Genomic DNA, 24,902 nt, shown 5'->3' on the forward strand with positions numbered 1-24,902 from the left:
GGAATATTTTAGGGGTGAAAAAGATGAACAAATTCATTTTTGGTTTTCTGGTCATTTTAACGACTGCTTTAATGGGGTCATCATTCGCAATAGGAAAAATTGGTTTAGCGTATACTTCCCCGATGTTACTTGCAGCGATTCGTTTCATCCTAGCAGGTTTCATCATGGCCATTGTCGTTAAGCTCATCAAGCGCCCGCATCCAAAAAAGATTATGGATTGGGCGATATTGAGTATCATCGGTTTTTTCCAGACAGCTGGTGTCATGGGATGCATCTTTGTAGGTTTAAGGACCATTTCAGCCGGGGAACTGTCAATCTTGACATTCATGAACCCATTATTAGTGGTCATTTTTGGTACGTTATTTCTTAGAACGAAATACACCCTCCAACAATGGTCGGGGGTTCTGCTCGGCTTTATCGGCGTCTTTATCACACTGGGCGCACATCTTGATTTGAAGACCGGCACCCTCCTTGGATTGATGTCAGCCATTTCTTGGTCCATAGCAACCCTATTGATGAAAAATTGGGGACATACTTTCGACACTTGGGTCATGACAGCCTATCAAATGCTCTGCGGGGGTATTCTCTTGCTCATTGGATCATTTCTTTTTGAACAGCCCTTTTTCAAGATTACCCAGGCATCCATCATTATTTTGTTTTGGCTGGCCATCATGGCATCCATCGTTCAATTTTCGGTTTGGTATTTCCTATTACAAAAGGGTGATTCAGCAAAAACAAGCGCTTTCCTATTTCTAGCTCCCTTTTTCGGTGTCCTATCTGGCTACCTCTTGCTGGATGAGCCTGTTCACTGGTACGTTGCAGTTGGAGGATCACTCATTTTCATCGGCATCTTTTTGGTTAACTGGGAATCCCACCATATTCAGACAGTGGAAAAGGCCTGTAGTGTGGATTCTGCAAAATGAGCAACTCTTTAATATTTAATCTTAACGGGCATTTGTAAAAAAAAGAGACAGCCGCCATGGCCGACCCTTTTTCCGAATCATTCATCGACTACGATGTTTCCACCATAGAAGGTTACTCTCGTTAATGGAATCTCCAGTTCACGAGCCATTTTTTTCAACTCTCGCTCTTCTCTTTCCGTTACGATTGAAATGACAGTGCCATCTGCACCTGCACGCCCAGTTCTCCCAGATCTATGGATATATTGTTCAACGTTGTCAGCCATATCAATATGAACGACCGCAGTAAGACCTTTAATATCAAGCCCCCTTGCCGCTACATCCGTTGCTATCAGCATTGGGGATTTTCCGGAACGAAGCTTGCGGAGCGCTTTCTCCCTGTCAACTTTATTGGATTCACCGTGAAGCACGCCCATTTCAATACCTTTATAACTCAACTTTTCATGTAAGACGCTCAGCTCTGCTATATCATTCAGGAAAGCAAGTGCCTTCACATCTTTAAGCCTTGTGATTTTCTCGAGAATCTTGGACTTTTCCCGTCTCTCAACAACAAAGTAAAGATGGTCCACCTTTGATTCCATTTTTTCATGCTTATCGACCTTTATCATTTCGGGTTCATTCATGAATCCCCGGGCCGCTTTTTCCGTTTCCTCTGGCAGGGTCGCTGAAAAAACCATGATTTGCCGGTCTTTTAGCGTAGTTTTAATAATATTATTGATCGTTCCCATATGCTCCGAAGTGATCAATTGGTCACCTTCATCTAGTACTATCGTCTTAACTTCATGCATCTTCAATTTCTTTTGGGCAATCAATTCGTAAATCCGTCCCGGTGTCCCAGCAATCACCTGTGGATGCTTCTTCAGTTTGTCCAACTGCCTTTTCACATTAGCACCGCCGATGAATGCTGCACCCGTTATGCCGCTTCCCTCTGACCAAATGCGAATTTCTTCATTGATTTGCATGACCAGTTCTCGTGATGATGCCAAAATCAAAGCTTGGGGCGATTTTTTTTCAGGATCTATCTTTTCCAGTAATGGCAATAAATATGCTAATGTTTTTCCTGTTCCAGTCGGTGATTCGGCCATGACATCTTTTCCCTCCACAATCACGGGAATCGCTTTGGTTTGAATCGGGGTAAGTTGTCCGAATCCGGACTTTTTCCAGACCTCTTGTATATATGGTTTTCTATCGTTCACTAATGCAGGTAATTCGCTCATATCGTTCTCCTTTTATATAAAACTTTTCCTATCTTTCATAGTACCATTTATTCTTGTCCAGTAGCCAACGGAATACGAATTGTAACCGTCGTCCCTTTGTTTATCTCACTTTCAAAATGCATTTCCCCCTGAAGGCGATGAACGATCTTCCGGCAAATTGCAAGCCCGATCCCTGTGCCCTTTTCCTTCGTCGAATAAAAAGGCTCACCTATCCGTTCAAGGCGCTCGGGCACCATTCCCATGCCATTATCACTCACGCTGACCACAGCTTGTCCATCGATGATTTGCAGCGATATATCAATCTTCCCATTATCCTCAATCGCTTCAATGCTGTTCTTGACGATGTTGATTATCAACTGTTTAAGTTCAATTGAATCAGCCATAATATAAATCGGTTCGTCGGTATTAACCCTGAACCCCATTTCGATATTATTCAAATTCGTTTCCGCTTTCATCAACGTGAATACCTGGTGTAAACTGTCGGCAAGATCGATCTTACGGAATGCGACATCCTGTTTCTTCCCGAGAACCAAAAGTTCACTTGAGATAATATTAATTCGGTCAATTTCCTTCAACATGATATCAGAATGCAGCGGGTTTACTTCCTGGGTCATATCCATTAACTGTACGAATCCTTTTAACGATGTCAGCGGATTCCTTATCTCATGAGCGACGGCCGCGGCCAGATGTCCGATTACAGATAGCTTTTCAGACATGATCATCAATTCCTCTTCGCGCCGCAATTCAGTAATATCCCTAACGATTGCATATACTCCAAGCATTTCCGTTTGAACGATGATCGGTAAAAAGGTTACACGGATTATCCGTTTTTCATCACTGCTATTCTGGATGGTCGTTTCAAATTTTACAGCCTCCCCTTGAAGGGACTGCATAAAGAATACAGTTACTTTATCACTTTCATTCCAGTTGATGAGATGATTCGCATTCTTGCCTTTCAAATTGTCACTTTTATGACCTAACAGTTTTTCAGCTTCCGGGTTTATCGAAACGACATTTCCTTCGAGATTCAGCTCAAGGACACAATCCGGGTTATGCTTGAACAACGACTGATACTGTTCATCTTTCAGAATGAATTCCTGCTGGGACCTCAACATTTTCCCCGTCCAATACCTGATTATGAAGTATAGGAAAAGCCCGGTTATGAAAATGAACATCCACCCTTTGGAATGCTGAAACATTGCATATATCTGTACATCTGCGTTTGCCTGTGTCATAGAGATGTAATCCGTAACGAAAATCCATAAGACACCAATGATTATATATATAATAGCCACTTTACATGCAATTTTATGAGATTGGTTCATGTTTTTTCCTTTGTATTGTTTTTGGTTTATTATTCCCAAATCGCTCAAAAAAAGCCCTCATGTTTTCAACATAAGGACTCTATGGATATTGTACCATATATATTGCATTCATTGTTTTATATCGCTAAAAAATCCGGCAGCATTTTAACTGGAACTACAATGATCAAGAGAGGTTTTTAATGGCTTGATTGAATTCTTCTTCTATATCTTTTGTAGGCTTGGCCGATAATAAGCTGAAAACGACCACCGCTATTGACCCAGCGATGAAACCAGGGATGATTTCGTATACTTCAGCGAACTTATCAATCATATCCCAGACGATCACGGTTGCCGTACCGACAATCATTCCCGCCAGGGCTCCCCATTTCGTCATCCGTTTCCAGTACAGGCTTAACAGAATGACAGGACCGAATGCCGCTCCAAAACCAGCCCATGCATAACCCACCAATTTAAGGATCGTACCGCTTGGATTAAAAGCCAACAATAGGGCAATGGCAGATATCGCCAATACACCAAACCGACCTACCAGCACTAATTCCTTATCAGATGCATTCGGCCGAATGAACTGCTTATAGAAATCATCGGTCAGAGCACTTGCCGATACTAACAGCTGTGATGCGATCGTACTCATGACCGCTGCTAAAATCGCGGCCAACAGGAAGCCTGTTATTAAAGAAGGAAATAGTTCTTTTGCTAAAATGATGAAGACGGACTCAGCATTTTTTTCCCCTAAAGGACTGTTTGTCAGGTTAAAATAAGCTATCCCCACCAATCCGGTGAACATCGCTCCGACGATAGCAAAAATCATCCAGCCCATACCGATTCGCCGTGCACTTTTCAATTCTTTAACAGATGAAACCGCCATGAATCGAACGATTATATGAGGCTGCCCAAAATAGCCAAGCCCCCATGCCAGAAGAGATATGATGCCAATGGTCGATGTTCCTTCAAATGCATGCAATAAATTTGGGTTAATCGATTTTATTTCATTGAAGGTAGGATCCCAGCCACCAATATTTACAATCGTGACTACTGGTACTAGAATTAAGGCAATGAACATAATTGTACCTTGTACGAAGTCCGTCCAGCTAACAGCCAGGAATCCACCAAATAATGTATAAAGAATAACGACGCTCGCCGTCAGCCAGATGCCCCACCTGTAATCCAAATTGAAAGCCGAGCGGAAAAGCTCACCGCCTGCTACCATGCCTGAAGAGGTGTAAAAGGTGAAGAAAATTAAAATGACCGATGCTGATACCACTTTTAAGACACGGGAGCCATCTTTAAACCGATTTCCCAAGAAGTCGGGAATCGTAATCGAATTGCCGGCCACTTCCGTATATGTCCGAAGTCTTGGTGCCACGAATAACCAGTTTAAATAAGACCCTGCACACAGGCCGATGACAATCCAGCCGGCACTTAACCCGCTTATGTACATTGCACCGGGAAGACCCATCAACAGCCAGCCGCTCATATCTGAAGCACCTGCACTCAATGCAGTTACAGCTGGGCCCAAGTTCCGGCCGCCAAGCATGTAATCGGTTAAGTTGGCCGTTCTCCGATAGGCCAAATAACCAATTAACAGCATGCCTGCCATGTATATTCCAATTGATATTATAATTCCATATTCCAAAAATGAATCCTCCTATTTATAGGTTAATTTTCATCTTGTAAGCTTATCAGAAAAAAAAACATATGTTAAGAAGTTCTTGCACCTATCAACGATTTCACTTTCAATATAACTAAGAAAATTCATTTTATCAGATTAAATTATTAGGAGGAATACGCCATGCAATCCTATATCAATCAGCCAGATGGAGTCTTTCCCTCTGTTTGCTCTCTTGACTGCCCTGATCAATGCGGTTTACTGCTGCACAAAAAAGACGGGAAAATCATTAAAGTTCAAGGAGACCCTGATCATCCAGTCACCAAAGGGAATATTTGCAATAAAGTCCGAAACATGACTGCCCGCCTATATGACCCCAAGCGCTTAAAGCAGCCATTAAAGCGCATCGGTCCGAAAGGAGAAGGGAATTTCGCTCCAATCAGCTGGGAAGAGGCCATAACCACAATCACTTCCAAATGGAAAGAACTGATCGAAATGCACGGACCGGAAAGCATACTTCCCTACAGCTTTTACGGAAACATGGGCAACCTCAGCGCCGAGGGGATGGATCGCCGTTTTTTCCACAAACTCGGTGCAAGCATGCTCGAGCGTTCCATTTGTAACGCGGCCGGTTCAGTCGGATATAGCTATACAATGGGTGGTTCCTTCGGTACCGATCCAGAAGAAACGATTCATACAAAGCTTTTCATCATGTGGGGCATTAACGCTGTGAGCACAAACATGCACCAAGTTACACTTGCCCAGCAAGCCCGAAAAAACGGGGCCAAAGTAGTCGTCATTGACGTACATAAAAATCAAACCGGCAAGTGGGCTGATTGGTTCATACCAATTTTGCCTGGCACCGATAGTGCGCTCGCCCTCGGATTAATGCATATTCTATATGCCGAGAATCTAGTCGACCAGCCCTTTCTCGATGAATACACAGTGGGTGCAGCTGATTTGCGCGAACACGTCCGCCAATATGATCCTGCGACAGTCTCCGCGATCACTGGCGTTCCAATTGATGACTTATATGAATTAGCCAGGATGTACGGCACCACAAGTCCATCATTCGTTCGGATAGGCAATGGCCTGCAGCACCATGACAATGGCGGCATGGCGGTACGTACCATTGCCTGCCTGCCTGCACTTACCGGCCAATGGATGGTGGAAGGCGGCGGAGCCATCAAAGGGAATTCAGGATATCTGGCTTTTAATACAAATGCCTTAAGACGCCCTGATTTATTGCATAATAAAGCTACCCGGACCATTAATATGAACCAAATCGGTCAAGCTCTTCTGGAAAAAGAAAACCCGATTCGCTCCATGTTTGTATACGGCTCCAACCCAGCACTTGTCGCTCCGAATGCAAATAAGGTGCAGGAAGGTCTAATGCGGGAAGATCTATTCACCGTGGTCCATGATCTATTCTTAACCGAAACGGCCATGTTTGCCGACCTCGTCCTTCCTGCCGCATCATCTTATGAAACGGAGGATTTTTATAATTCATACTGGCATAATTACGTCCAAATACAAAAACCTATAGTCGAAAAATATGGCGAGTCGAAATCGAATGTTGAATTGTTCAAACTGTTAGCTGTTGGAATGGGATTTGGGGAACAAGCATTTAGAGATTCAGAGGAAGATATGATACGGCAGGCACTAAATTTTCCCTATAACCCGCATTTAGAAGGCATCACCTATGACTCCCTTTCAAGGAATCAATTTGTCAAAGCAAAGATGCAGCCTATGTTCCCAGGAAAACTCCCGACACCAAGCGGTAAAATCGAACTTTATTCCGAACGGATGATGCAGGATGGGTACGAGCCTTTGCCAACATATACGCCAATCATAAAAGACAGCGACCTGCCATTTTTATTCATTCCGGCACCTAATCACAATTTCTTGAATTCAACCTTTTCAAATAATGCCAAACATATCTCATTGGAAAAGGAACCGAAATTGCACATGAATGCCGCTGATGCCAAAACAATGGGGATAGCCCCCGGAGATATGGTTAAAATCTGGAACGGTCGCGGTGAATGTTTGCTTACCGCTGCTCCCGGTGAAAATGTGTTACCCGGCGTTCTTGTCAGCCAAGGATTGTGGCAGAATACACCTGAAACAAAACAACACATCAATTCCCTTACCCCAGATCGACTCTCGGATATGGGTAATGGCGCCGTTTTCTTTTCAGGACGGGTCGATCTTGAAAAAGTCCAACAAAAGTAAATCAATGTTTAGCAATCTTTGAATATATCTCGGTTTTCGAGATTTATCTCCGGTTCCGGCGTTTTATCTGCGGTTCTCGGGAATATATCTCCGATTTCGGCATTTCATCTCCGAATTCAGGAATATTTCTCCGGTTCCACAAAAAAGGCTGTTCCACAAGGAACAGCCTTTTTATCAAGCTATTTACTCTTCATCAAACCAACCTGTTGGCTGGATATCCAAGTTGTTATTGATTTGCTTCACTTCCGTATAAGCTTCGTAACCGAAAGTTCCCAGTTCGCGTCCATTTCCACTTTGCTTGAACCCTCCCCAAGGAGCTTCGTTATAAGTCGGATGATATGAGTTTATCCACGTGATGCCGGCACGCACTTTTTTAATGACACGGTAAGCTTTTGCGATATCATTCGTGAACACCGCTCCCGCTAAACCATATTTCGTATCATTGGCAAGTCGAAGAGCTTCCGCTTCATCCTTGAACTTTTGAACGACAAGCACCGGTCCAAAAATTTCTTCCTGCACGATCCGCATGTCCGGTGTCGTATCAACAAAAATAGTAGGTTCGACAAAGTAACCTTTATCCAAGCCTTCTTCTTTAATTCGATTTCCACCGACGATTATTTTGGCACCTTCTTCTTTTCCGATTTGGATATACGATAATATTTTGTTCATATGGGCTTCTGAAACGATAGGTCCCATCTGGCTGTTTTCATCAGAACCTGAGCCTACTTTGATCTTTTTCGCCTTCGCAGTAAGACTTGCAATGAACTGATCGTAAATGGACTCTTCCAACAGTAAACGGGAGCCTGCTGAACACACTTGTCCTTGATTACAGAAAATCCCGTATAGAGCATAATCAACGGCAGTCTCAAAGTCAGAGTCCGCAAATACGATATTAGGCGATTTCCCGCCAAGCTCCAATGTCACTTTCTTTAGGTTACCCAGTGAAGCCTCCATGATCTTACGTCCTGTTTCCGTTCCTCCTGTGAAGGCTACTTTATCGATTTCCTCATGTTCAGCAATGGCTTGTCCCACAACTGGACCCGCTCCTAACACAAGGTTTGCGACACCCTTTGGCAATCCTACCTCATCCATGATTTCAAATAGTTTGACCGCTGTCACCGGAGTAATCTCAGATGGTTTGAACACAACGGAATTTCCTGCAGCAAGCGCTGGAGCAAGTTTCCAGGCTGACATCATTAGAGGGAAATTCCATGGAACGATCTGCCCGCATACACCGATCGGTTCCCTTACGACCATCGCTTGCTGGCCGTCAGGAACTTCAAAAGTCTGACCTGTCGGTTTTGTAGCCAAACCTGCATAATATCTAAAACAGGCTGCTGAATCCGCTATATCATAACGAGCCTCACGCAATGGTTTCCCATTATCCAATGTTTCCAACGCAGCCAGTTCTTCAGCTTTTTCTTCTATTCTGTCGGCTATTTTGAATAAAATGCGCGCTCTTTCCACTGCAGGAGTTCCCCACCAACCCCCTTCATAGAAAGCATATTTTGCTGCCTCGACCGCTGCATCCACATCTTCCTGTGTTCCTTCCGCAGCTTGGGCAATAACTTCCCCCGTGGCCGGATTCAATATATCCCTCTTCTCACCTGAAGTCGAATTCACCCAATCCCCATTGATGAACATCTTTAAGTCCAGTGCTCCCGTCCCTTCTTTTTTCGTATTATTTTGTAAAGTTTCCTGCATGTAAATTCCTCCTCGGTTTTAAGTTATCTACCTATATATAAGATATGAGCAAGATTCATGCCAGTTTGAAATATTAGGTAACTCTCGTTTTTTTGCCCTTTCCTGCCTCATTTAAATTCAGTCGTGAATTACCTATTCATTTTTGCATAACATATGGGCAATCCTTCATCTCAATCTTTTTCAAGATTCATAGAAAAATAAACCCGCAGCTCAAAAAAAAGAGATGAGCAGCTGCCCATCTCTTTTTTGATTAATTTCGGTTAATAATGACCAGTTTCATTTCCGTCATTTCTTCAATGGCATATTTTAGCCCTTCGCGGCCCGTTCCGCTTTTTTTGACTCCGCCATATGGCATGTTGTCGACACGGTAAGTTGGGATATCATTAATGATAACACCGCCGACTTCCAATTTTTCTGCGGCAGAAAGAGCCAGATTGATATTTTCTGTGTAAATCCCGGCCTGCAATCCAAATTCGGAATCATTGACCAAATCAATCGCTTCCTCAACGGACGAAACTTTATTGATCAAAACAATGGGAGCAAAGACTTCCTGACAAGATACCTTAAGCATTGCGTCCACTTCCAGCAACACAGTGGGATGCAGGATATTCCCTTCAGATTTACCTCCTGCTGCAACAATTGCACCGTGTTGTTTAGCTTCACCGATCCAATCCAGGCTTCGCTGTACATCACCAGTGCTGATCAATGCCGAAATATCCACTGACGGGTCCAAAGAATCTCCTAATTTCAAGCCATTCGTTGCTTCTGTGAATTTTTTGACGAACTCATCATATACCTCTTCATGAACATATGCGCGCTGTAAGGAAATACAGACCTGCCCTTGAAAAGCGAATGCTGCCGATACACAGCGTTGGATGATTTTATCGATATTGATCCCTTTATCAACGATGACAGCCGCATTCGAACCTAGTTCAAGACTCACTTTCTTTAACCCGGCCTTATTACGGATCCCGATTCCGACAGCCGGACTACCAGTAAATGAAATGCTCTTCACCCGTGAATCGGTGACTAATTTATCACCAATTACAGAACCGCTTCCGGTGACTAAATTAAACGCACCTGTCGGCAAATCCGTTTCGGCTAATAGTTCAGCAAGAAATAGCGAAGATAGTGGTGTTTGGCTAGCAGGTTTCAGGACAAGTGTATTTCCCGCAGCAATGGCAGGGCCTACTTTATGGGCAACCAGGTTCATCGGAAAATTAAATGGCGTAATTGCACCCACAACGCCTAGAGGCTCACGGACGGTGTATCCGATCCTTCCTTCTCCGTCAGCTGTGGCATCCATCGTCAATGTTTCTCCATGAATCCTTTTTGCTTCCTCTGCTGCAAATTTATATGTGGCAATCGTCCGGGATACTTCAACCATTGCCGTTTTAATCGGTTTCGCTGCCTCTTTAGCAATAATTTCAGCTGCCTCATCTTTGCGGCTTTCCAATAGACTAGCGAGCTTTTCAAGGATGGCAGCCCGTTTATGACTAGGTAAAGCTGCCATTGTTTTTCTAGCTTGATAGGCTGATTCTATTGCCAACTCGACATCTTCAAGGCTTGCTGAAGGAATTTCCGCCAGAACTTCCCCGCTATAGGGAGACTTTAGTGTCGTGAACTTTTCAGCTTCTTGCCATTTACCATTAATGAATAATTTCTTTTTCAGCGTTTCCGTCATGACCATCACTTTCACCTCTTATAAAATTTCTTTTTCGACAGCAGTAAATGTCTCATCCAGGATTTCAATTATTCTTTCGACTTCCGATTTGGTAATGATTAAAGGCGGTGCGAATACGAGTGTATCTTGATCAAACGTAACAGACCGGCAAATTAAACCATTCTTCGCCGCTTCAGCAACCAGTCTTGGAGCAAGCTGAGTCTCAAAGCCTTCGCCTGTTTGTTTGTCCTTTACGATGGAGATGCCACCAATTAGTCCCAGTGCCCTAACATCACCAACAATCGGATGTTTGCTTTGAAGCTTCTTAAAGCCGGCAAGCAACTCTTCACCACGCTGTTTCGAGTTTTCTATAAGATTTTCACGTTCAATTATTTCAATATTTTTCAAAGCAACCGCACAAGCCATAGGATGGCCACTGTATGTGTAGCCGTGTAAAAGCGTACCTTTTGAAAGGGCAATGAAATCCTGATGCATCTTATCATTCAGGACGACCCCGCCTAACTGTGCATATCCGCTCGTCACACCTTTTGCAAAGCACATCATATCAGGTACAACACCAAAGTGTTCAGTCCCAAAATAAGTCCCTGTTCTTCCGAAACCTGTAATGACTTCATCCGTCACCATTAAAATGCCGTATTCATTACAAATCTCCCTTACTTCCTTAAAATAGCCTTCAGGAGGAAGATTCACGCCACCTGCCCCTTGAATCGGTTCAGCGATAAATGCCGCAATCGTTTCTGGTCCTTCCTGTTCTATGACCTTACGCAACTCCTCAATGGAGGAACCGTCCACATGGTAAAAATCCGGTGCGATTGAATTCGTGAAGTCCCGGAACAGCTTCAAGCCAGTCGCACTTGTAGCTCCCATTGCCACTCCATGATAGGATTTCGAGCGGGAAATGATTTTTTGACGGTTAGGCTGCCCTTTCAAAAGCCAGTAATGACGAGCAAGTTTGATAGCCGTATCATTTGATTCCGATCCACCTGAAGTGAAGAAAACTGCGTTCAAATCCCCAGGCGCGATGGAAGCGATTTTGGCCGCTAAACGGATTGCCGGCTCATTGCTGAAAGTGGCGAAACTTGAGGTGAAAGCTAACTTCGCCATTTGTTCCTTCGCGACATCAGCCATCTCTTCTTGTCCATGTCCAATATTCACATTCCAAAGTGAAGCCATGCCATCAATGACAGTCCTGCCCGTGACATCCGTAAGATATATTCCCTTCCCTTCCTTAAAGATGAAACTTGGACCATCAGCCTGCTGTTGTTCGATTGCCGTAGTCGGATGAATAAAATGCTTTTTATCCAGATCGATTAATTCCTGAATACCCGTCTTCTCTTTAATCATGTAAAAAACACCCTTCTCATGTAATGGATTTTTTCAAGCTAGTTTATTTTTATATTTATAGATATAGCAAGATGCATGCCAAATTATATGAGCCTTATATTAAAGGTATTCAAGTTAAAATGATTCATATATAAATCGATAGGAGTGCCTGTTGATTCTTATATGAATCATTCGATTCACATTTGAATCATTTAGTTTCCATTCATTAGATTAAATACTAATTTACAAGTATTTTTTCGAATCCCCCTCTTTATTTCCTAAATGATGTTACAAAACCTGACACACGATGTTGAATTTTCGGAAGATTTGTATTATTATCATGTTAATATTTTTTCATTCCTTTTGAGCCGCTATGTTAATCTAAACGAAAGAAGTTGATATATATGCAGGTAGGATTTGAACTGTACCAAAAACAAACCTTGAAATTGTCATTAACCCCAGAATTACAGCAATCGATCAATATCCTTCAATATTCCACACATGAACTAATGGATTTCCTAAACCGGCAGGCACACGAAAATCCCGTTCTCGAAATAAGCTTTAAAGAACCCCTCGCATCACTTTCTGAATCTAGCATTCGTACACATAAAATAAATTCTCTGACACAGTCCTCTAAAAGTAAAAGTTTCAACGGGGACAATGATTACAACCCAATCAACAATTATTCAATCAACACAGAAACACTGGAAAGCCATTTACTGGAACAATTGAGTTTACTAAGTTTGAAAGCATTTGAAATGAAGATTCTCCAATTTTTGATTGGGAACTTAAATGATTATGGATTTCTTGAATTGGATGCTAAATGGGCTGCCTCGCATTTTTCCGTATCCGTGGACGAAATCGAAAGTATGATTCAATTATTGCAGTCCCTTGACCCAATTGGAGTCGGGGCTAAAGATCTGACCGATTGTTTACTCATTCAGCTGCGTGAGCATGAGTATCGCCATGAATTGGCGTATAAGATCGTTAAAAAGCACTTAACTGATTTAGCAGAAAAACGCTACAGGAAAATTGCCGCGCTTCACCAAGTGACCATTCAGGAAGTACAAGAGGCCTCGGATTTCATCCGTACGTTAAACCCGCGTCCCGTCAGTCACTTTTCCAATGATATGACTCATTACATCGTTCCGGACGTTTACGTGGAAAAAGAAAAAGAAGGTTTTCTGATAACGGTCAACGATAGCTGCACACCTAAACTTTCTATCAGTCCTTACTACAAGAACCAAATCGCTATGAATCCTGTTAATCCAGCTAAAGATTATATAAAAGGGCACATAAATGATGCCCAATTACTTTTAAAAGGGCTCGAACAAAGGCAAATGACACTTTACAAAGTGACAGCTTCAATCGTGGACGAGCAGCAAGAGTTTTTCATGAAGGGAATTACGGGATTAAAACCTATGACATTGAAGGACATTTCGGGAAAACTTCAGCTTCATGAATCAACAATCAGCAGGGCGACGAGCAATAAATATATCCAGACTCCGCATGGCCTCTTTAAACTAAGGAACTTCTTTACTAGAGGGTTAAACCGCGTGAACAGCCAAGCAACCGAATCATCGACCACCATCAAAGAAAAAATAAAGGTATTGATTGCCGATGAAGATAAAATAAAGCCCTTTTCAGATCAAAAACTTTGTCAAATATTCGAAAATGAAGGGACGAAGATCTCCCGCCGTACTATTGCAAAATACCGTGAAGATCTCGGTATACCGGGATCTTCAAAACGGCGCAGATTTTAAAATCAAACCAAATTTTGTTTTTCATGTTGTGTCCACATTACGGAATAACGTATTTTAAAAGACTCTTACTAAGGATGTATCTTTCGTAAGAGTCTTCTATATTTTCACTGCTTCATTTCATTTTTTTGTTAAAAAATCATTTCCTCACAACAAAAAACCCCTGAACCAGGGGCTTAATAAACGAGTTTTGAATAGTTTTATTTATTCCCCCATTTATCCTCGAAAATAAGTTCATCCATCGGCCTTCTTTTCTCCCAATTAGCAAGTTCAAGAATGGGTTTATCCGGATATTGATCCGTATATCCAATCGACAGGAGTGCGACGGGTTCTATATGCGGCGGAATCTCCAAAATATCACGAATATCATTTTTCTTATAAAAGCTTACCCATCCCATTGCCAATCCTTCCGCACAGGCAGCAAGCCACATATTTTGAATCGCGCAGGCTGTGGATAGGATATCGGTTTCCGGAATGGAGTTCCTCCCTAAAACATGGGAGCCGCCCCGTGTCGGGTCGCATGTAACACAAATGGTGTATGGTGCTTCTTTTAACCCTTCCACTTTCAAACTAAGAAACTTATTTTCTTTACCTCCTTCATAATGAATAGCGAGTGCCCTTCTTTCTTTATCCGCTGCCCATGCCAAACTGTTCTTGGTTTCCTGTGATGAAATCACGATGAAACTCCAAGGTTGCATGAATCCTACAGACGGAGCATGATGTGCAGCATCCAAAATTCTGCGGAGTATATCCTTTGAAATGGGCTTAGGCAAAAAACTCCTGATATCCCTTCGGTTATAAATGGCTTTATATACGGCAGCTTGTTCTTCATTAGTAAACATAGTTTCCCCCCATGTTTCCGGCTCCCCAGAAATTTATCTAAACATACAGTATATTTTATAGGTAAACCCTTACAATTAAAAGCGAGTTCCAGAAATCCCCGGATTCAGCTCGTTCCGTTCAACAAGAAAATCGCTCTTTCTTCATGCCTTTGCGCGCCCACATGGAGATCTTCATGAACCATCCAATTATCCCCCCACATTTGACGCGCATCTTCACCATCCTGCTCAAGGCCACGACCAAACGCTGATCACGGGGACATATATTCCACCCCAATAGTGAAATCATGGTACCCTGCCAATTCTTTATGCGTTCCTTCTATAATGACAAGGCCCCCAGCAGGAACCTCATGCCATTCGGCCATAGTTTTCCGTTTCCCAATCATATCTTTGATACCTTGCTCCCCACTCTTTTGTAAGCGGTTTTAGGATTTTGTTATAAACCGTTCCCAATCATAATCCGCACCCATCTCTTTTTGGGATGGAGGCAGATGAACCCTATTCGATGATGGCAAATAAAAATCATCCATATGAACGACCGTGCTACCTGGAAATTCTGCTTGGATACGGGAAGTGAGTGACCTTTTTCAAGACCTGCCCCCGCCATCTATGATCAAAATATAGAAAGATCATTTTTTTATGAAATTTCGTGAATTTCAGCTATAAGACTGCTAATCGTATACAATCCATTTAGTGTTGGAAAGTTCATAAGCATTCCCCCTATACTACTTATTTCTATTCATCCTCCCTTAAATTCCTTCCTTGAGGAGATAAAATGAAAAAAACTAAGAAGAAGGGTGCTGGCATTGGATAACATCCAATTTACAATGGCCATCGATTGAATACGCCATTCAGATCTGCGATCGAAACCCGACATAGAGGGAGCAAAGAAAAATGGCGTATCGGCTGTATGCTGCCAATTCGGGTTTGCCGAAGAAACTGAATTGGCAGATGCCGATCTGTTTTTCGCAGATTTTTCTGAACTTCAAACTTAGCTTTCCATGGATATTAAAGGCCACTCCCCAATAGGTTTTCCTGTTCTGCGAGCATCACGGCTATCTTATCCTGGACTGCCGTGATGCCTTTTTCTTCTACAAAATTATTCAAGATGATCGAAAATATGACTTTTTCCCCCCTTTTGGTCGTTACATAACCTGATAAGGAGCTCGTTCCTGAAATTGTTCCTGTTTTCGCGCGAACATTCCCGGCTGCATATGTCCCTTTCATCCTCTTTCTTAGAGTGCCGCCCACCATCCGATTTTCGTTGCCTGCAATCGGCAAAGCATTCAAGTAAGCAGGAAACCACGTTTTTTCCTGTACGGTATACAGCAGCTTCGTTATTTCATTCGCTGGAATCATATTGACTTGGGAAATGCCAGATCCATCACGCATCATGATCGTTTGCATATTGAGACCCATACTCTTCAGCTGATTTCGAGCAACCTTCAAACCATCTTTCCAGCTTCCCTCCCCTTCTGCCTCTTTGCCCATTTCCTTCACCAAAACCTCGGCATGGCTGTTATTGCTCAGTTTCATGAAAGGAACAAGCAGTTGTGAAAGCGGCATGGACTGATGAGTGGCAATCATGTCCGCTCCTACTGGCGTTTTCCCTTTTTTCCTTTTTCCCAACACTTTAATTCCATGTTTCTTCATTGATTTTTCAAATAGGCTCAGGGCATATTCTGTGGGATCTTTCACCGAGATCCACTCTTTTGTCACACCGGCATGCTCCGGAATGGTCCCGGTCACCGTTATGACTTGTGTGCCATGAGACCGTTCGACTTCAATTTTCTTATTGCCGTCTTCCGGTTCGGTTTCCGTTTTGTTGATGACCTTCACGTAATCCGTTTCCGGCTTCAGCTTCACCGTTGCCCTTTTACCAGCCTTTTCCCCAGGGGTTATCTCCAAGATGATGGTACCGGTATCGTAGTCTTCATTCGGGGAAGCGGTTAAAGCTGAAACTGCTGCTCCGTAATATTCCTGTTCATCGCTCCAAACTAAGTCTTGGGAATAGCGAACATCATCATACCAAGAATCATCGCCTATAAGATCCCCATGAACAAGCTTAACTTGCCTGTGCTTCAGTGAAGCTGCCAGCTCATCAAAATCCTTTTCCAATAAGGTGGGATCTCCTTTTCCCTTCAGGTATACATTACCCTGCAGAACATGGCCACCCTGCACTCCCTTTATGTATAGTTCGGTTTGAAAAGTATGATCTTCCCCTAAAGTTTCCAGCGCAGCTGCTGCAGTCAATAGCTTAAGGTTCGAAGCAGGCCGCAATCTCGTTTGCGCCCCCCGTTCATAAATCGTTTCCCCCGTTTCAGCTGAACGGATGGAAATTCCCGTCAACGCCCCAGCCAATCCCTGCGAATCATTCAATATTTGTTGAATTTCCTGCCCAAGGTTTCCATTCTCATTAGCAGCCTCCATCGATTCTCCATCAAAAAAACAAATCAAAAACAGGAAGAATATAAAACTTAACTTCCTTTTATATGTCAAACCTATCACTCCCACTCTAAAAACTCACCACTTCTATCTTGTCCATTTTACGGTCATATAAAAAGAAAAGATCCACTAGTTTATTCATACTCAGGAAACTGCAGATTATTCGGCCGCCTCTCCTTGGAATCCATCAGTGGTCCCCGCTTCACAAGGCCTAAAACAACAATTCAATGAAACGTCCCTGATTTCCAGTAGGATGAGTACGGCAGTCAAATCTTTGGATGCACGGTCCAACGATATTAGTGCGATCATAAAGACCATAAGCGGGATTGCAGGCCAAACGAATTTACTCGCTCTGAATGCTGCCATCGGAGCAGCTAGGGCTGGTGAGCACGGAAAAGGGTTTGCAGTTGTTGCCGATGAGGTGAAGAAATTGGCCGAACAGACGGAAAACTCACTGAAAGAAATCTCTGTAATCATTCAAGCCATGCAAACCGATACAATCAATACGTTCATTTGATTGATCAAGTCAATCAAAAAATCCAGCTTCAGGATACTTCTGTAACGGATACGGAAAATCAATCACATTGCATCCATTATCGCGAACACATTCAGCAATTTTGACGAAATAAAAAGGATGATGAACGATATGGTGAACGAGGTCACACGGATGGCGAACAATGCAGAAAAATTAAACTCTATCAGTCAGGAAACTGCAGCTGGAACTGAAGAAGTATCTGCTTCCGTAGAACAAACGAATGTTTCCATGGAACAATTAAATGCCCAGCTAGTGAATTGGATGCCCTATCCCAGGAAATGCACAAAGAAATAAAGAGATTCACATTCTAATCAAAAAAAGGACGGGTCCTAAAGGGATCCGTCCTTTTTTACTTACGACTTATAGAGTTCTTCTGCTGTTCGTTAGCGTTTCATCGGTTTCAGTTATTCCTGAGTAAGAAGAACTGGATTTTCTCGCATCCAAATCGACTAACACAAGCAGCTTGCCACTCTTTACATCCGCTTCATAACGATTCGCTTCGTCTTCGGGTATGCCCATACCGATTAATGTACCGGCCAATCCTCCTGTACCAGCACCTACAGCCGCTCCGGCTAATGTTGCAGCAAGCGGTCCAGCTGCCAGTACCGGTCCGATTCCAGGAATCGCCAATGCACCCACACCTGCTAATAATCCGGCCGCACCACCCAAAATACCTCCAGTCGCCGCTCCAGCTGCGAGCCCCTCTTCAACTTTTGTACCTGTTTCTTCATTCACTGACTTTAATTCTTCTTTATCTTTAGCTACCACTGAAATATCTTCACGATTATACCCTTGGGCCTGTAATGACTCAACAGCCTTTATGGCTTCTTCTCCAGTTTCATATACACCAATTATACGTTTATCCATATCTATCATCCTCCTTAAAGAATGTAAATTGTCGCTCCCCCTTTACATACCCCAGGGGATGAAAAGGCTAAACGTCATTTAACAGGAAAATATTTTTGAGTTAACCCTTACTTGGAAAGGGTATATATAATAATAGTATGCATATTTTTAGGAGGTTTTCTTTTTGCTCATCGAGTTACTTAAAGATTTAGTATCTATTGACAGTTCATCGAAAGAAGGAGCTAACCAAGCAGTTGATTACTGTGCGGACTGGCTTAAAAAACAAGGACTTTCCGTGAATGTAATTGTAAATAACGGTTATAAAATGCTTGTTTGCGAGATTGGTAGCGGAGATAAAACCCTAATTTGGAATGGCCATGTCGATGTTGTCAGCGGAACGCCGGATCAATTTTTCCCTGAGGTTCATGAAGGAAACTTATATGGACGCGGGACAGCCGATATGAAAGCTGGAGTTGCAGGGATGATGTGTGCATTTACCGAACTGAAAGATAAGGACTTAGGTTTGAAAATCCAGCTACAGATCGTATCAGATGAAGAGATTGGCGGGTTGAACTGTTCTGGATATTTAGCGAAACATGGTTATAGAGGGGACTTTGTAATCTGTGCTGAACCGACGCAATTGGGAATCGGACTCCAAGCAAAGGGTGCCCTACGTCTCGATATTGAAGTATCCGGCAAATCGGCACACGGAAGCCGTCCATGGGAAGGCGTGAATGCGATTGAAAAAGCCTATGATCTCTATCAAAAAATAAAGGAACTTCCTTTCACCCGGGATCATACTCCCCTTTACACTTCCCCTTCCCTTAACCTAGCAAAAATAAAAGGCGGGGATGTCTATAATAAGGTACCGGATGCCTGTTTGCTAAGTCTTGATATCCGCTATCTTCCTACGCAAACAATGGAAGATATCATTGCTCAGATCGAAAGTGTGACAGGAAATAATGTCCATCTTAATATGTACAGTAAACCTGTAAAAACAGAAGAATCCGACCCATTCATCACTCTGCTTCGCCCAATTATCGAAAGAAACACCAAGCAAGACGCCGTCATTTTTGGACAACACGGCTCCGCAGATACCGTCTTTTTTGCGGCATATGATATCCCAGCCATTGAATTCGGACCAAAAGGTGAGAACTGGCATGGAGATAGGGAATGCGTCAATCTTGAATCGGTTGCAGTCTATCAAAAAATGCTAGTCGATTTCGCTTCTGAATTTGCTTTAAATTAATCCAAATCATGAAAAAAGCCGGCATCACATAGATGTTGGCTTTTTTCATGTTCCGAATATCCTCTCCTACTAAAATAAACGGCATTCAATTGTCTATTATTGCGCTGCTTTTTTACAAAATATGCGGGACTTTAAAACCAGGGATTACGAGCCCGTATTTTACCTTAATAGGCAGTATACGCCATTACAACAACACTATTTAACAAAAATACGCTTATACTGACATAATAAATAATATATTTACATTTACTGGATAAGTCCTTTTGCCCTAGTTTATATTACATTTATTTATCAAGGGAAACGATTTTGTAACACAATTACTATTTCACCGAAACATCATTGTCATAAAGACCTGTTATTCTAAGTCTACGATTTAAAACAAAGGAGACTATTCATTTTGAAAAAAATACTACTTCCACTATTCACTGCTTTCTTCCTGGTATTTAGTTTTTCCGGAGTTTCATCGGCTGCTACTACTACATACAAAGTTAAAAGCGGCGACACACTATGGGGTATCGCCAATAAACATAATATAACAGTCAATCAACTCAAAAGTTGGAACAACCTGAAAAAAGATAACATCCATCCAAAACAAGTTTTAAAGGTCAAGAAGACTTCGACCTCTGCTAAACCTAAAGCTAAAGCAAAAACATCATCATCCAAGAAATATAAAACGATCACCGTTAAGGCAACAGCTTACACTGCGAACTGCAAAGGTTGCAGCGGTATTACAGCATCGGGTCTTAACTTAAAGAAAAACCCTAACGCAAAAGCCATCTCAGTCGACCCTAAGGTCATTCCACTAGGAACAAAAGTTCATGTAGAAGGCTACGGGGATGCCATTGCGGCAGATAAAGGCGGCGCAATCAAAGGGAATAAAATCGACGTCTTCTACTCTTCTCACTCAAAAGCTATCAATTGGGGCAGAAAAACCGTTAAAGTAAAAATCTATAAATAATGATAAGCACCAGCCTGAAACCTTTCAGGCTGGTCTTTTGTTTTTCCCATTCTACAAACATCTAAACAACCAGTTTACCTTCAAACGGAAATATTTACTGAAATTTCAGTCAATGTTATGATTAGTACATCTTAATCAAAAGAGAGGTGTGCACTTTGAATATTGTCATTATAGGGGCCGGGGCACTCGGCTCCTACTTTGGAGGCAGGTTGCAGCAGGCCGGGCAGGATGTTCAATACCTTGTCCGTAAAAACCGCGCCAAACAATTGAAAGAAAACGGCATCAGCATAACCAGCCCACAAGGAAACTACCAATTTAACTACCTTCATATCACAGAGAATGTAAGTGATATAGAAAAGGTCGACCTCGTGATTCTCGCCGTAAAAGGCCAGCATCTGCAAGGCACCCTTAAAGATTTAAAGGTACTTGTTGAAAAGGGCGCAAAGGTCCTCCCGCTTTTGAATGGATTGGAACATGTATCCATTTTACAGGACGAAATGGGCGATGAAGCCGTCTTGGGAGGAAGTGCCTTCATCATTGCCACCCTTGATGAAAAGGGTCATGTCATTCACTCCAATGATAATCACGATTTAATCTATGGCCCGCTTCATCCTTCACAAAAGAAGATTTGTGATGAATTCGAACAGGCGGCCGGATCAGCTATCATGAAGGTAAGCAGAACGGAAAACATATTAATCAGGATGTGGATCAAATACATGTTCATCACTGCTTTCTCCGGTGTGACAACTGCCTCCAACCTCCCTATCGGCACGATACGGAGATTCCCGGAAACCAATGGATTGCTAGAAAAGGTCCTTGTTGAAATGAAGGAGCTTGCAAATGCTTATGACGTCGGCATTACCGTGGAGAATATTGCTCATGCGTTGGAAAACATGGCAGGTTTACCTGATGAATCTACCTCTTCCATGCACCAGGACCGCCGGAAAGGCCTAACCCTCGAAGTGGAACATTTACAGGGCGGTGCACTGCGCCTTGCCGACAAGGCCGGTTTGAAACTTCCTGTGATTGGAACCCTATATGCACTCATAAAACCATTTGAAAATTGATTTTCCCCAATACCGGCGCTCCACCGGTATTTTTTTTGGTTTAGTAGTCTATCTATATCCTAAATAGTAACTTTTAATTCCTCTTCTACCCTTCAGTTATTTGAAATCCCCAAGACCAAAAAGAACAAAAAGAAAACAATATCACCAAAATAATATTCTGATTCTTTCTTCTGTTACACTATTATCAAGTTAAGAAAGCGCTATCATATAACAAAGGAGAATGCACCTTGAAAATATTAAAAAATCTAACGGTTCAGGTCATCATCGGTATCATTCTGGGTATAACAGTCGGTTTCTTCTTCCCTGCTTTTGGTGAACAGCTGAAGATATTAGCTGATTTATTTATTAAAATGATTAAAATGGTCATTGCACCAATCATCTTCTTAACCGTCGTAATCGGAATTGGCGGTATGGGTGATATGAAAAAGGTTGGCCGCATCGGCGGAAAAGCCCTGCTCTATTTTGAAATCGTTACCACTTTCGCACTTGCCATCGGAATCATCGTAGTCAATCTCCTGGGACCTGGTAAAGGCTTTAACATCGATTCAGTCGAGGGCGGAGATGTATCACAATATACAACAGCCGCTTCCGAAACGGAACATGGCGCCGTTGCTTTCATTTCTAATATCATTCCTGATAATGCCGTTGCCGCACTGGCTGGCGGAGACTTACTCCCTATTTTATTCTTTGCCGTATTATTCGGATTATCAATGGCGGCAATGGGACCGAGAGTGCAGCCAGTCGTTTCTTTCTTTCAGCATATTGCCGATATTTTCTTCGGCATCGTCGGTATGATCATGAAAGTATCTCCATTGGCCGCATTCGGAGCAATGGCTTATACAATCGGTAAGTTTGGCCTTGGTTCTTTAAGCTCGTTAGGACAATTAATGGGTAGCGTATATATCACAATGGCACTATTCATCATTCTTATCCTTGGTTCGATCGCAAAAATCTACGGCTTTAATATTTTCAAGTTCATAGCCTATTTAAAAGAAGAGATCCTCTTAGTTTTAGGAACATCTTCGTCGGAATCCGCACTACCAAGCGTGATGAAAAAACTCGAAAAATACGGTTGCTCAAAATCGGTAGTCGGTTTAGTTGTCCCAACTGGTTATTCTTTCAACCTTGACGGCACATCCATCTACTTATCCATGGCAGCGATTTTCATCGCCCAAGCATATGGTGTCGATTTAAGCATCTGGCAGGAATTGACCCTTCTAGGAATCTTGATGTTAACATCCAAAGGAGCTGCCGGTGTAACGGGATCCGGTTTCATTACACTTGCTGCAACATTAGCCGCCTTCCCAATGATTCCAGTTGAAGGAATGGCATTACTGCTGGGAGTCGACCGCTTCATGTCTGAAGCACGTGCCATCACTAATCTAATCGGTAACAGTGTGGCTACAGTGGTCATTTCTAAATCAGAAGGTGAATTCAATCCAAATCAAGCCATCTCAGGTGATATGAGTGAAGTGGCCGTCTCATCGGAAAAATAATAGAACCCTGAATGAAGAGGTGTGCAACTTGCACCTCTTTTTTTATGTAATGCTCCCTTTCTATCAATGAATAGCCAATTTTCTATAAATAGCCAATCAAATAAATTTCAGAATCACTGAAAAGTGTTTATACTTTTATGTAACAGGTAAAAGTATAAAATTAAAAGTTTTAGTAGTTTGATGGATTTAACCAAATTAGGAGGTTTTATCATGAAGGATTACGGATTATTTATTAACGGTGAGTGGTCGGATTTTGGATTGGATAAAATTGAAGTGAGAAACCCGGCAACGGATGAAATAGTTGCCACGGTTCCTAAAGGCGGTGCAACTGAAGCAGCGAAGGCTGCAGATGCCGCATATGAAGCCTTTGCGGGCTGGGCTGCACTCTCAGTATACGAACGTGCTGAACTAATTTGGAAATGGCATCGATTGATTGATGATAATAAAGAAGAACTAGCCAAAATCATGACTGAAGAGCAAGGCAAGCCCCTTAAAGAGGCTCTTGGTGAAATGACATATGCAAATGGCTTTTTATCTTGGTTTGCCGAAGAAGGAAAACGGGTGTACGGCGAAACGATTCCTGCTTCCGTGTCCAATAAGCGGCTTTTCGTGACTAAACAGCCTGTCGGAGTTGTAGCTGTCATTACGCCATGGAACTTTCCTGCAGCCATGATTACAAGAAAAGTTGCACCGGCGCTTGCCGTCGGCTGCACAGTCGTCATTAAACCGGCAAACCTGACTCCCATAACAGCTTTAAAAATGGCTGAATTGGCTGAAGAAGCTGGCATTCCAAAAGGAGTCATCAATGTCGTGACAGGAAAATCATCAGAAATCGGCGAAACTTGGCTTCAAGATACAAGGGTTCGTAAATTGACGTTTACCGGTTCTACAGAAGTCGGTAAAACCCTTATGAGGGGCTCAGCTGACACGGTAAAGAAAATCTCGCTTGAGCTCGGAGGTCACGCACCCGCAATCGTTCTTGAGGATGCCGACCTTAATAAAGCGGTTGATGGCATCATCAGTTCAAAATTCCGTAACGCAGGACAAACATGCGTCTGTTCAAATCGCATATATGTCCACGAAGCCATTCAAGAAGCCTTCATCGAAAAGCTCGTTGCCAAGGTCAAAGAACTAAAAGTAGGGAATGGACTGGAAGATGGCGTCGATATCGGTCCTCTTATCGATCAAAATGCAGTGGATAAGGTTCAAAAACAAATAGATGAAGCAATCAGCAGCGGTGCTAAGCTCGAAGCTGGCGGTAAATCAATAAGCGGCCTTTTTCTTGAACCAACCGTACTGTCCAACATTGATGACAGCATGCTCTGCATGAAGGAGGAAACATTTGGTCCTCTAGCTCCTATTGCCTCCTATAAGACTGATGAAGAGGCAATCAAGAGGGCAAATGACTCCATCTTCGGTTTGGCAGCTTACGTCTTCACTGAAAATATCACCAAGGGCATCAAATTCACCGAGGCACTTGAATTCGGTATTGTAGGCTTGAACGATGGACTTCCTTCCGTTCCGCAAGCTCCATTTGGCGGATTCAAGCAAAGCGGGCTCGGCCGTGAAGGTGGACATCAAGGCATCGAAGAATTCCTGGAAGTAAAATATATTTCCTTAGGTTTGTAACCAATTGGGCGCTTTTGCTCCTTCACTAAGAAAACGGGTCCGACCCAACTGAGTCGGACCCGTTTTT

At 42.7% G+C, this 24,902-nt stretch carries 18 protein-coding genes and 1 pseudogene; 10 read left to right on the forward strand and 9 right to left on the reverse strand.

Annotated elements, in window-relative coordinates:
* The first annotated feature begins 23 nt into the window (after positions 1-23).
* On the forward strand, positions 24-923 hold the full coding sequence (locus tag QFZ73_RS08250) for a DMT family transporter (protein ID WP_307265147.1): 900 nt from the start codon (positions 24-26) through the stop codon (positions 921-923).
* A gap of 77 nt (positions 924-1,000) precedes the next feature.
* Here QFZ73_RS08250 and QFZ73_RS08255 read toward each other — a convergent pair whose 3' ends face one another.
* The 3 genes from QFZ73_RS08255 to putP form a co-directional block, all read right to left on the reverse strand.
* Positions 1,001-2,137 carry a DEAD/DEAH box helicase gene (locus QFZ73_RS08255; RefSeq protein ID WP_251431482.1) on the reverse strand — a complete coding sequence of 379 codons (1,137 nt, stop codon included), beginning with the start codon at positions 2,135-2,137 and terminating at the stop codon, positions 1,001-1,003.
* A 47-nt stretch (positions 2,138-2,184) separates the two neighbouring features.
* Positions 2,185-3,510, reverse strand: coding sequence for an ATP-binding protein (locus tag QFZ73_RS08260; RefSeq protein WP_307265152.1), 1,326 nt, complete (start codon positions 3,508-3,510; stop codon positions 2,185-2,187).
* 115 nt (positions 3,511-3,625) lie between these two features.
* On the reverse strand, positions 3,626-5,095 hold the full coding sequence (putP, locus tag QFZ73_RS08265) for a sodium/proline symporter PutP (protein WP_251431476.1): 1,470 nt from the start codon (positions 5,093-5,095) through the stop codon (positions 3,626-3,628).
* A gap of 156 nt (positions 5,096-5,251) precedes the next feature.
* Here putP and QFZ73_RS08270 point away from each other — a divergent pair, with 156 nt between their 5' ends.
* Positions 5,252-7,300, forward strand: a complete 2,049-nt coding sequence (locus tag QFZ73_RS08270) for a molybdopterin oxidoreductase family protein (RefSeq protein WP_251431473.1) — start codon at positions 5,252-5,254, stop codon at positions 7,298-7,300.
* A 183-nt stretch (positions 7,301-7,483) separates the two neighbouring features.
* Here QFZ73_RS08270 and QFZ73_RS08275 read toward each other — a convergent pair whose 3' ends face one another.
* The 3 genes from QFZ73_RS08275 to QFZ73_RS08285 form a co-directional block, all read right to left on the reverse strand.
* Positions 7,484-9,004 (reverse strand): aldehyde dehydrogenase family protein, encoded by a 1,521-nt coding sequence (locus tag QFZ73_RS08275; RefSeq protein WP_251431470.1) that lies wholly within the window; start codon positions 9,002-9,004, stop codon positions 7,484-7,486.
* Positions 9,005-9,254: 250 nt separating this feature from the next.
* Positions 9,255-10,688 carry an aldehyde dehydrogenase family protein gene (locus tag QFZ73_RS08280; protein ID WP_373459002.1) on the reverse strand — a complete coding sequence of 478 codons (1,434 nt, stop codon included), beginning with the start codon at positions 10,686-10,688 and terminating at the stop codon, positions 9,255-9,257.
* Between the two features lie 18 nt (positions 10,689-10,706).
* Entirely contained in the window at positions 10,707-12,032 is a 1,326-nt protein-coding gene (locus QFZ73_RS08285) for an aminotransferase family protein (RefSeq protein ID WP_307265158.1), read from the reverse strand.
* 383 nt (positions 12,033-12,415) lie between these two features.
* Here QFZ73_RS08285 and rpoN point away from each other — a divergent pair, with 383 nt between their 5' ends.
* The gene (rpoN, locus tag QFZ73_RS08290; RefSeq protein WP_251431461.1) at positions 12,416-13,774 is read left to right on the forward strand and encodes an RNA polymerase factor sigma-54; all 1,359 of its coding nucleotides are present in this window, start codon (positions 12,416-12,418) and stop codon (positions 13,772-13,774) included.
* A gap of 197 nt (positions 13,775-13,971) precedes the next feature.
* Here the strand turns inward: rpoN and bluB are convergent, their stop codons facing one another.
* On the reverse strand, positions 13,972-14,613 hold the full coding sequence (gene bluB / locus QFZ73_RS08295) for a 5,6-dimethylbenzimidazole synthase (RefSeq protein WP_063235341.1): 642 nt from the start codon (positions 14,611-14,613) through the stop codon (positions 13,972-13,974).
* A gap of 1,005 nt (positions 14,614-15,618) precedes the next feature.
* Positions 15,619-17,109 (reverse strand): D-alanyl-D-alanine carboxypeptidase/D-alanyl-D-alanine endopeptidase, encoded by a 1,491-nt coding sequence (dacB, locus tag QFZ73_RS08300; protein WP_307265165.1) that lies wholly within the window; start codon positions 17,107-17,109, stop codon positions 15,619-15,621.
* Positions 17,110-17,368: 259 nt separating this feature from the next.
* Between dacB and QFZ73_RS29140 the strand changes: the two are divergent.
* Both QFZ73_RS29140 and QFZ73_RS08310 read left to right on the forward strand, forming a co-directional pair.
* Positions 17,369-17,513 (forward strand): annotated as a pseudogene (locus tag QFZ73_RS29140) (methyl-accepting chemotaxis protein); the annotation flags it as partial.
* 188 nt (positions 17,514-17,701) lie between these two features.
* Positions 17,702-17,884, forward strand: coding sequence for a hypothetical protein (locus tag QFZ73_RS08310; protein WP_307265172.1), 183 nt, complete (start codon positions 17,702-17,704; stop codon positions 17,882-17,884).
* A 66-nt stretch (positions 17,885-17,950) separates the two neighbouring features.
* Here QFZ73_RS08310 and QFZ73_RS08315 read toward each other — a convergent pair whose 3' ends face one another.
* Positions 17,951-18,457, reverse strand: a complete 507-nt coding sequence (locus QFZ73_RS08315) for a general stress protein (protein WP_251431437.1) — start codon at positions 18,455-18,457, stop codon at positions 17,951-17,953.
* A 163-nt stretch (positions 18,458-18,620) separates the two neighbouring features.
* Here QFZ73_RS08315 and QFZ73_RS08320 point away from each other — a divergent pair, with 163 nt between their 5' ends.
* The 5 genes from QFZ73_RS08320 to QFZ73_RS08340 all read left to right on the forward strand — a co-directional run bounded on the left by QFZ73_RS08320 (position 18,621) and on the right by QFZ73_RS08340 (position 24,835).
* Positions 18,621-19,685, forward strand: coding sequence for a M20 family metallopeptidase (locus QFZ73_RS08320; protein ID WP_251431434.1), 1,065 nt, complete (start codon positions 18,621-18,623; stop codon positions 19,683-19,685).
* Between the two features lie 397 nt (positions 19,686-20,082).
* On the forward strand, positions 20,083-20,643 hold the full coding sequence (locus QFZ73_RS08325; RefSeq protein ID WP_063235334.1) for a 3D domain-containing protein: 561 nt from the start codon (positions 20,083-20,085) through the stop codon (positions 20,641-20,643).
* 155 nt (positions 20,644-20,798) lie between these two features.
* On the forward strand, positions 20,799-21,710 hold the full coding sequence (locus QFZ73_RS08330; protein WP_307265182.1) for a ketopantoate reductase family protein: 912 nt from the start codon (positions 20,799-20,801) through the stop codon (positions 21,708-21,710).
* Positions 21,711-21,937: 227 nt separating this feature from the next.
* On the forward strand, positions 21,938-23,206 hold the full coding sequence (locus QFZ73_RS08335) for a dicarboxylate/amino acid:cation symporter (protein WP_307265185.1): 1,269 nt from the start codon (positions 21,938-21,940) through the stop codon (positions 23,204-23,206).
* A gap of 210 nt (positions 23,207-23,416) precedes the next feature.
* Entirely contained in the window at positions 23,417-24,835 is a 1,419-nt protein-coding gene (locus QFZ73_RS08340) for an NAD-dependent succinate-semialdehyde dehydrogenase (protein ID WP_307265188.1), read from the forward strand.
* Positions 24,836-24,902: the final 67 nt, after the last annotated feature.

The sequence above is a fragment of the Peribacillus sp. V2I11 genome, from assembly GCF_030817135.1.
In the GTDB taxonomy this organism is placed as follows: Bacteria; Bacillota; Bacilli; order Bacillales; family DSM-1321; genus Peribacillus; species Peribacillus simplex.

Excerpts from the sequence above, each read along its gene's own strand:
- QFZ73_RS08255 (WP_251431482.1), bottom strand. The coding sequence starts at position 2,137 with ATGAGCGAATTACCTGCATTAGTGAACGATAGAAAACCATATATACAA.
- QFZ73_RS08250 (WP_307265147.1), top strand. The coding sequence starts at position 24 with ATGAACAAATTCATTTTTGGTTTTCTGGTCATTTTAACGACTGCTTTA.
- QFZ73_RS08275 (WP_251431470.1), bottom strand. The coding sequence starts at position 9,004 with ATGCAGGAAACTTTACAAAATAATACGAAAAAAGAAGGGACGGGAGCA.
- bluB (WP_063235341.1), bottom strand. The coding sequence starts at position 14,613 with ATGTTTACTAATGAAGAACAAGCTGCCGTATATAAAGCCATTTATAAC.
- QFZ73_RS08285 (WP_307265158.1), bottom strand. The coding sequence starts at position 12,032 with ATGATTAAAGAGAAGACGGGTATTCAGGAATTAATCGATCTGGATAAA.
- QFZ73_RS08310 (WP_307265172.1), top strand. The coding sequence starts at position 17,702 with ATGGTGAACGAGGTCACACGGATGGCGAACAATGCAGAAAAATTAAAC.
- QFZ73_RS08280 (WP_373459002.1), bottom strand. The coding sequence starts at position 10,688 with ATGACGGAAACGCTGAAAAAGAAATTATTCATTAATGGTAAATGGCAA.
- QFZ73_RS08315 (WP_251431437.1), bottom strand. The coding sequence starts at position 18,457 with ATGGATAAACGTATAATTGGTGTATATGAAACTGGAGAAGAAGCCATA.
- rpoN (WP_251431461.1), top strand. The coding sequence starts at position 12,416 with ATGCAGGTAGGATTTGAACTGTACCAAAAACAAACCTTGAAATTGTCA.
- QFZ73_RS08270 (WP_251431473.1), top strand. The coding sequence starts at position 5,252 with ATGCAATCCTATATCAATCAGCCAGATGGAGTCTTTCCCTCTGTTTGC.
- QFZ73_RS08340 (WP_307265188.1), top strand. The coding sequence starts at position 23,417 with ATGAAGGATTACGGATTATTTATTAACGGTGAGTGGTCGGATTTTGGA.